At 42.2% G+C, this 2,534-nt stretch carries 6 protein-coding genes; 4 read left to right on the top strand and 2 right to left on the bottom strand.

The window, feature by feature from the left end; all coding sequences use genetic code 11:
* Positions 1 to 11: 11 nt before the first annotated feature.
* Positions 12 to 305: a type II toxin-antitoxin system RelE family toxin gene (locus GVO62_RS13790; protein ID WP_159119722.1), complete on the bottom strand. Its 294-nt coding sequence runs from the start codon at positions 303 to 305 to the stop codon at positions 12 to 14.
* Positions 295 to 543 carry a type II toxin-antitoxin system Phd/YefM family antitoxin gene (locus tag GVO62_RS13785; RefSeq protein WP_070174548.1) on the bottom strand — a complete coding sequence of 83 codons (249 nt, stop codon included), beginning with the start codon at positions 541 to 543 and terminating at the stop codon, positions 295 to 297. Before GVO62_RS13785 ends, GVO62_RS13790 begins: the two co-directional genes overlap by 11 nt.
* A 226-nt stretch (positions 544 to 769) precedes the next feature.
* On the opposite strand from GVO62_RS13785, the gene GVO62_RS13780 reads away from it, so the two are divergent.
* The 4 genes from GVO62_RS13780 (at position 770) to GVO62_RS13765 (ending at position 2,010) form a co-directional block, all read left to right on the top strand.
* The gene (locus GVO62_RS13780; protein ID WP_159119721.1) at positions 770 to 988 is read left to right on the top strand and encodes an addiction module protein; all 219 of its coding nucleotides are present in this window, start codon (positions 770 to 772) and stop codon (positions 986 to 988) included.
* A 3-nt stretch (positions 989 to 991) separates the two neighbouring features.
* Positions 992 to 1,288: a type II toxin-antitoxin system RelE/ParE family toxin gene (locus GVO62_RS13775; RefSeq protein ID WP_159119720.1), complete on the top strand. Its 297-nt coding sequence runs from the start codon at positions 992 to 994 to the stop codon at positions 1,286 to 1,288.
* A gap of 150 nt (positions 1,289 to 1,438) precedes the next feature.
* Positions 1,439 to 1,717: a type II toxin-antitoxin system RelE/ParE family toxin gene (locus GVO62_RS13770; RefSeq protein ID WP_159119719.1), complete on the top strand. Its 279-nt coding sequence runs from the start codon at positions 1,439 to 1,441 to the stop codon at positions 1,715 to 1,717.
* Positions 1,717 to 2,010, top strand: coding sequence for a HigA family addiction module antitoxin (locus tag GVO62_RS13765; protein WP_159119718.1), 294 nt, complete (start codon positions 1,717 to 1,719; stop codon positions 2,008 to 2,010). The genes GVO62_RS13770 and GVO62_RS13765 overlap by 1 nt, the downstream gene beginning before the upstream one ends.
* Positions 2,011 to 2,534 lie beyond the last annotated feature (524 nt).

The following is a 2,534-nucleotide window of genomic DNA, read 5'->3' as shown; positions in this document are numbered from 1 at the left end:
TGTTAAACTCCTTAGTCAGCGTCCAGCCTTTTTAACGCTTTTTTATATGCTTCATTTCTTTCACGTTTTCCGACTGCAAGTACTGTGACTATTACAATGTCATCGCGGACTTGGTATACAAGTCTATAGCCGGATTGTCTCAACTTGATTTTGTATACATTTTCCGCGCCTATCACTCTGTCTGGCGCTACATGCGGCGCTTCAAGTCTCTCAGACAGTTTTTTCTTAAACTGCTCTTTTAAAGTACTACAGAGCTTGCTCCATTCTTTAAGCGCGCTTTTCTTAAATTCTAGCTTATAGGTCATCTAAACTTACCGAAACGCTTTCTTCACTATTTCTTTCTTGCACTAGATGAAGTAGTTCCAGATCTTCTAGACGATCCATCATCTTTTCATAAATTTCAGCAGGTACGCAGTAGAAAGCTGGTTCATTTCTATTTAGTATGGCAACAGGATCTCCGTACGCGCTACCTGCAACTTTCATCGGGTTTGCTTTGAGTTCAGTAATGCTTGCGGCTACTTCGGCTAAAACTCTAGTAGTCATAAAGGTCTCCAAAATGGTCTTTAATTAGGTCATTTTAGGCTAAGTTTTATGGTTTAACAAACAAATTAAGTCGCCTGCTGGCGCAGGCTGGGACGCAAACACATGGGCGGCTTCGCCATTATGCCCCACATGTCTGCGCCCGTTATTGAAAAGTTACTTGTAAATCCAGCCTTTCTCTTCTCTTTTTTAGTGGTAATATCAAATCATACTCAATGGGAGTTATTTTATGTCTGATGCATTAAAAGTGATGCTTGAAAATATCGAGCAACTCAGTACTAAAGAGAAAGCTCTTGCTGCCCACTGTCTTTTAACGGCTATGGATACTAAGATTGATAGTGATGTGGAATCTGAGTGGGTAAAACTTGCAGAAGCTCGCAGCGCAGAGCTAGAGTCTGGTGCGGTAAAAAGCATTAGTTGGGAAGAGATAGAAAAGGCTCTAAATTAAAAGATGCTGCCTGTTTCCTTTCATCCAGAGGTTAAAAGGGAAATAAAAGAGTCGTTTGATTGGTATCAAGAGCAGTCACTGGGGTTGGGTCACGAATTTACCCAAGAAATCAAGGAAGCCATCGATTCAGTTAGTTCTTTGCCTTCGGCATGGACAAAAATGGGGCAAACTCATCGACGCTTTGTCTTAAGCAGGTTCCCATACTCTATTATTTATAAAATTATCGAAAACAGGGAAATTAGTGTGGTAGCTATTATGCACAACCACCGAAAACCAGGGTATTGGCACGAACGCGGCTAACAAAGCGCTCAAGCCACTCCCTCCAGTCGCTGGGACGCTAACATTTGGGCTGACTCACTTCGCTCGGATTTTAGCCCACATGCTAGCGCCCCTTAGCTTAAAGTTAGACATCAAGTTGCACCGCGTTGCGCAATACGCTACGCTCTTCCCATGATTAAGTCATTTAAACATAAGGGCCTGAAGCTGTTTTTCGAAAAAGGGAAAACTTCAGGCGTACAGACTAAGCACGCGAAAAAACTTCGCATGCAGTTAGCTGCTATCCATACCGCACAAGAAATCGATGACATAAATCTACCAGGCTTTTCTCTACATCAACTTAAAGGGGAAAGGTCAAACATTTGGTCGATATCAGTTAACGGCAACTGGAGAGTAACTTTCGAGTTCACGGATGGTAATGCTTACATCTTAAATTACGAGGATTATCACTAATGAATATGCATAACCCACCACATCCCGGTGAATTTATTGAGTCCATCTACATGGAACCACACGGCATCAGTTGCAGGACACTTGCTACCCATCTTGGTGTTGCCGCTTCAACACTAAATCGTGTCGTTAAGGGGAAAAGTGCAGTAACACCAGAAATGGCATTAAGGCTATCAAAGGTATTAGGGCGCAGCCCTGAAAGTTGGCTTAGCATGCAAGACAATTACCAGCTTTGGCAGGCAAAGCAGAACATCAATTTGGATAACGTGCAGCCCATAGATCTGCATGCCACCTAACAAACGAATGTTGGGGTGTTATATGCTAATTGGTAGTTAACTCATGGAAGAGTATTTTGCTGGCCTAAGAAAAATTAAGCTTCGTTCTGACAACGTACATGCTGCTCGTTGGCCATGCTTTTATTTAGTATCAATAGGGATCTTTCTTGGCTTCTTGTTTCCGCCGTTGGGATTTATTGCCCCACTATTCATCTATCTGTTTCTCTTTTTATTACTTCGATTGTCGTTATCAACCTGCCCACGTTGCAATAAGCGATTTTATTCCTTGTTAAACACCATATTCAACGGTAGTTTTTATTCAAAGTCAGCAATGTGGGCTGTCTCGTGTAACTCTTGTGGCTTAAAGTTAAGCGAGCTGCCGGAGGTTGACGAAATCGCCATCAGATCCCACAAAGACGAATGGTTTAAATGAACAACGCATATAACACATATGAGCCTCCGGGCTGTCAATGAAAAAAGATAGCCCTTTGACCACTATTTCAAGATCAATACCGTAGCCTTTTTAGAACTCGTTTACTTCGTCT

Source organism: Alteromonas sp. KUL150 (assembly GCF_009811475.1).
GTDB lineage: Bacteria > Pseudomonadota > Gammaproteobacteria > Enterobacterales > Alteromonadaceae > Alteromonas > Alteromonas gracilis.
This window is presented reverse-complemented; position numbering and strand designations above follow the sequence as displayed.